The following is a 4,825-nucleotide window of genomic DNA, read 5'->3' as shown; positions in this document are numbered from 1 at the left end:
TCGCGTTTGCCGTTGCCCGGCGATTTGTTGGTATTCTTGGTCATAGGCGTTTCCCAGACCTGTCAGGTCTAGAGAGAGTCTAGCCGGCCAGCCGTTGTAAAGAAATGGCGAGCCACAAACCGTATAAGATCGCCAGCGCGCCGACCACGGTCAACACCCAATTGACTGTGCGCAGCGTGCCGGCGCTTGGCCGCAGGTCGGTAACGATGGCTCGCACACCCAGCAAGGCATGAACCACACCGAAGATGATGAACAGGACTTCGATGACGAACACAATCGGGTTGGCTACGTAGTCGAGCACCTGTTGGAAGTCGCGCAACCCACCTTCAACGATGAAGTGGTGGGCTATCATGTGCGTAGCCAGGATGATGACCAACAATAGCCCGGAAAAGGCCTGAACCAGCCAGAGCGACCCTGAGCGGTCGCGCTGGGCGGCCATCTGTTCCAGCGAGCGGCGTGACATCGAGCTTTGCATAACGACTCCTTAAGCGATAACGAATGAAATTCAGATGTCACTTGGTATAAATCAGGATCGCGCCGACGACGAAGAGCACCATGGCGATGCCGACCAGCACGTAGAACAGCGTCTTGTGCTGGGCGTGGGCGATGCCCATGCCGACCAGGGCGACGCGGATGCCGTTGAACATGTGATAGACTACGCCGAACAGCAGGATCACGTCCAGCGTCAGGAAGAGCGGCGTCCGGGCGATGGCGACGAACGAGTTCCAGCCCTCGGGGCCGCGCAGCAGCAGGCTGAGCACCGCCAGGTGCAGGAACAGGTACACGGTCAGGCCGATGGCCGTCAGCCGGTTGAGAGCGAAGGCCAGGGTACTGAGGCTGCGTCCGCGTATGTCGAACCAGGCCCGTAGAGGCGACTTCGGCCGCACCGGGTCTGTAGTGGGTTGAATATCTGTCATAGGTATTCTCCGCACAATGAATCAGGAATCAGGAACATGCCGATCGCGTCTGTCCACTCCTCCTAATTTCATAATTCATAATTATCTTCCAAACAGCCGGCGGAACTTGCGTTTCGTCAGTTCGCGGCGGAGGGACATGATCTTGTCGCCGGGGTAGACGCCCGACGGGCACGCCTCATTACACTCATAGGCCACGTGGCAGCGCCAGCAGCCATTCTCGCTGTCCACCCAGTCGAACAGCGGCTTGGAGTCCAGCCCGCGCGGCTCTTCGACCACGCGCCAGGCGGCGGCCAGCGCCGCCGGCCCCAGGTACGTCGGGTCGGTGCCCATGATGGGGCAAGCGGAGACGCACAGATTGCACTCGATGCAGTTCTCGCAGCGCTGATAGGCTTCGATGCCCTCGGCGACCTCGGCCTCGTCCAGGAACTCGCTCTCACGGATGAAGGGCATGCCGGCCGAGTTGAAGCGATCGTAAAACGGCCCCATGTCCACCACCAGATCGCTGATGAGGGGCATGTTGCGCATTGGCTCCACCGTCACCGTCGGCGTGCCCAAATCAAGCACCTTGACGACGCAGCCCAACTCTTCGCGGCCGTTGATGCGCATGCCGCACGTGCCGCAACTGGCGTGGTGACAGGAGTGGCGCAGGATGAGCGTGCCGTCCTGGTCGCGCCGGATGTCCTGAAGGGCCACCAGGACGGTCGTGTTCTCGTCGCACTTCACCCGGAATGTCTGGTGGCTCGGCGCGGACTGGCCCTGTTTGTAGCGAAGGACCTTGAATTCGATCTCTTGTGCGACCATATCACTCCTCAGGCGTAATAGGCGGTGTGCGGCAACAGGACGAAGTCGCGCGTCGGGCAGGGCACGGGGAAGCCGAGCTTCTGGCAGACGACGTTGGCCGTGGTCTCGGCCATGCCGCGCAGGGTGGTCGCCTTGCCGCCGGTGATGGTCACAAACCCCTCGACGCCCTCGTCGATGTGGTCGAAGCATTTGAACGTGCGGCTCAACTCCCGGCCGGTGTCCGCGCCGCGCGGGCCGATGAGCGGGCGCGCCGCCGACCAGGCCGCGCGGAACTTGGCCGTCCGCACGGCGGGCACAAGCTCCGAGCCGTATTTGACCATCATGTCGATGTGGTCTTGTGGCAGGCCCAGGTTGTCGGGGTCTTCGACGACCCACGAGCTGGTGCCGATCACCGACAGCGCCCGCTGCGGCACGATGATGTCGCCGTCGCCGGAGGCGTGCAGCCGGTTGACAACCATGTTGCACAGGCGGCCGTAGACGGCCAGCATGACGCCCGGCGAGGGGCGGATGGGCACATCGACGCCGACCATCGCCCCAATCCGGCCGCTCCACGCGCCGCCGGCGTTGATGAAGAGGTCGCCGCCGATCTCGTATTCTTTGTTGGACGTGTGGTCGCGCACGCGGATGGCGCTGACGGCATTGCCGCGTTTCACAAAGTCGACCACCTCGGTATAGGTCTTGATCGTCGCGCCGGCATGTTTGGCCGTGGCGAAGAAGCGCAACGGCATGCGCATGGCATCCATTGTTGCGTCGGGAACCTGGACGCCCATAATGACGGCCGGGTTGACGTTGGGTTCGCGGCTGAGTACTTCCTCGCGCGTCAGACGGCGGGCGGGAATGCCGCACTCGTGGCAGGCTTCGATGAATTCATGACTGTAGGCGGCCTCTTCCTCGGTCAGGGCGATGAACAGGCCGTCGTTCAACTCAAAGGAACCGGGGGCGATGCGGCGCAGGATCGTATTCTCTTCGATGCACTCCACGGCCGATTCTTTGTCCTTGACCGCATAGCGCGCGCCGCTGTGGAGCAGGCCGTGATGGCGGCCCGTCGTACCGGACGTCACCTCGCCGCGCTCCACCAGAGTGACCTTCATGCCCCGCAGGGTCAAGTCGTGGGCGACCGCGGCCCCGGTGCCGCCGCCGCCAATGATCACCGCATGAAATGACGCCATGATGCCCTCAAAAGCAAGGGACTAGGCGTTAGGGACTAGGGGGGAAGAGCGCTCTTCCCTGACCCCTGGCCCCTAGCCCCTAGTCCCTAATTCCTAGTGCTCTACCCAGTCGAAGGTCCGCGTGACGGCCTTCTTCCACATGCGGTAGTTCTCACTCCCCGCCTTGCTGTTGGGGTCCGGCTCCCAGGTCTTATCCATGGCCCAGTTCTTGCGGATGTCGTCCTCGTTCTGCCAGAAGCCGACAGCCAGACCGGCGGCATAGGCCGCGCCGAGGGCCGTGGTCTCCGCCACCTGCGGCCGGATGACCGGCACGCCAAGCACGTCCGCCTGGAACTGCATCAGGGTGTTGTTGTAGACCATGCCGCCGTCCACCTTCAGGGCGGTCAGATCCACGCCGGAGTCCTGGTTCATCGCGTCCAGCACCTCGCGGGTCTGGTAGGCGGTGGCCTCCAGGGCGGCGCGGGCGATGTGGCCCTTGGTGACGTAGCGGGTCAGGCCGACGATGGCCCCGCGGGCGTCCGACTTCCAGTAGGGCGCGAACAGACCGGAGAACGCCGGCACGAAGTAGACGCCGCCGTTGTCCTCAACCGACTTGGCGTAGTCCTCGATGTGCGGGCTGTAGTCAAAGAAGTGCAGGTTGTCGCGCAACCACTGGACGAGCGCGCCGGTGATGGCGATGGAGCCTTCGAGCGCGTAGACGGCCGGCTTGTCGCCGAACTTGTAGCACAGCGTCGTGAGCAGGCCGCTCTTCGACGGGACGACCTCGGTGCCGGTGTTCATGATCATGAAGCAGCCGGTGCCATAGGTGTTCTTGGCCTCGCCGGGGCTGAGGGCCGCCTGGCCGACGGTGGCCGCCTGCTGGTCGCCCAGGTCGCCGGCGACGGGGATCCGGCCGCCAAACGGGCCGTCTTCCAACGTGTGGCCGTAGACGGCCGACGAGGGCATGACCTTGGGCAGCATGCTGAGCGGCACGCCCATGACCTTGGCGATCTCCTCATCCCAGTTCAGGGTGTAGAGGTTCATCAACATCGTGCGGCTGGCGTTGGACACGTCGGTGACGTGCGCCCCGCCCTTCGGGCCGCCGGTCAGCCACCAGATGACCCAGGTGTCAATGTTGCCGAAGACGGCGTCGCCGCGCTCGGCGGCTGCCTTGGCTTCCGGCACGTTGTCCAAAATCCAGCGCACCTTCGGGCCGGAGAAGTAGGTCGCCAGGGGCAGGCCGACCTTGTCGCGGAAGCGGTTCTGGCCCACGCCGCCTTCGAACTCCCGGATGAGCTTGTCGGTGCGGGTGTCCTGCCAGACGATGGCATTGTAGTAAGGCTTGCCGGTGTTCTTGTCCCAGACCACCGTCGTCTCGCGCTGGTTGGTGACACCGACGGCGGCGATGTCGCTGGCCTTCACGTTGGCGGCCTTCAGCGCGCCCTTGATCACGTCCTGGGTGCGCGCCCAAATCTCCATCGGGTCGTGCTCGACCCAACCGGCCTGGGGGTAAATCTGCTTGTGCTCCATTTGGTGCATGCCGACGGGCAGGCCCTCATGGTTGAAGATCATGCACCGGGTACTGGTAGTACCCTGGTCAACTGCAGCTACGTAATTGGGCATTGTCTGGTTCTCCTTGGAATTAGTGGTCGGTGACCAGTGGTCAGTGAGCAGTGGTCAGGCTGACCACTGACTACTGACCGCTGATCACGCTCTGAGTATTGCCAACAAGGCATTCAGAATCAGATAGGACGAGGTCGCGCCGGGGTCCTGATGGCCGATGCTGCGCTCGCCGAGATAGCTGGCGCGACCCTTGCGGGCCTGCAGCGGGATGGTGTCTTTCATCCCCTGCTCGGCGGCGGCCACGGCTTCGGCCACTGCCTCAGTGACGCTCTTGCCGTCGGCCACGGCCGACTTCAGGGCTTGCACAGCGGGCAGCAGGGCATCGATCATCGTCTT

Annotated in this window: 6 protein-coding genes; all 6 read right to left on the bottom strand. The window is 63.6% G+C overall.

Annotation, left to right across the window (positions count from 1 at the left end; all coding sequences use genetic code 11):
- Positions 1 to 79 precede the first annotated feature (79 nt).
- Positions 80 to 475 carry a hypothetical protein gene (locus ACE3UY_RS15620; RefSeq protein WP_374688426.1) on the bottom strand — a complete coding sequence of 132 codons (396 nt, stop codon included), beginning with the start codon at positions 473 to 475 and terminating at the stop codon, positions 80 to 82.
- Between the two features lie 37 nt (positions 476 to 512).
- Positions 513 to 917, bottom strand: coding sequence for a succinate dehydrogenase (locus tag ACE3UY_RS15615; protein WP_374688425.1), 405 nt, complete (start codon positions 915 to 917; stop codon positions 513 to 515).
- Positions 918 to 998: 81 nt separating this feature from the next.
- Positions 999 to 1,718: a succinate dehydrogenase/fumarate reductase iron-sulfur subunit gene (locus tag ACE3UY_RS15610; protein ID WP_374688424.1), complete on the bottom strand. Its 720-nt coding sequence runs from the start codon at positions 1,716 to 1,718 to the stop codon at positions 999 to 1,001.
- An 8-nt stretch (positions 1,719 to 1,726) separates the two neighbouring features.
- On the bottom strand, positions 1,727 to 2,887 hold the full coding sequence (locus ACE3UY_RS15605) for an FAD-dependent oxidoreductase (RefSeq protein WP_374688423.1): 1,161 nt from the start codon (positions 2,885 to 2,887) through the stop codon (positions 1,727 to 1,729).
- Between the two features lie 93 nt (positions 2,888 to 2,980).
- Positions 2,981 to 4,489 carry a glycerol kinase GlpK gene (gene glpK / locus ACE3UY_RS15600; protein WP_374688422.1) on the bottom strand — a complete coding sequence of 503 codons (1,509 nt, stop codon included), beginning with the start codon at positions 4,487 to 4,489 and terminating at the stop codon, positions 2,981 to 2,983.
- A gap of 84 nt (positions 4,490 to 4,573) precedes the next feature.
- Positions 4,574 to 4,825, bottom strand: a 252-nt coding sequence (locus ACE3UY_RS15595) for a DAK2 domain-containing protein (RefSeq protein ID WP_374688421.1), incomplete at its 5' end; no start/stop codon positions are given.

Origin of the sequence: Promineifilum sp. (SeqCode), from assembly GCF_041918635.1 — a bacterium.
GTDB lineage: Bacteria > Chloroflexota > Anaerolineae > Promineifilales > Promineifilaceae > Promineifilum.
This window is presented reverse-complemented; position numbering and strand designations above follow the sequence as displayed.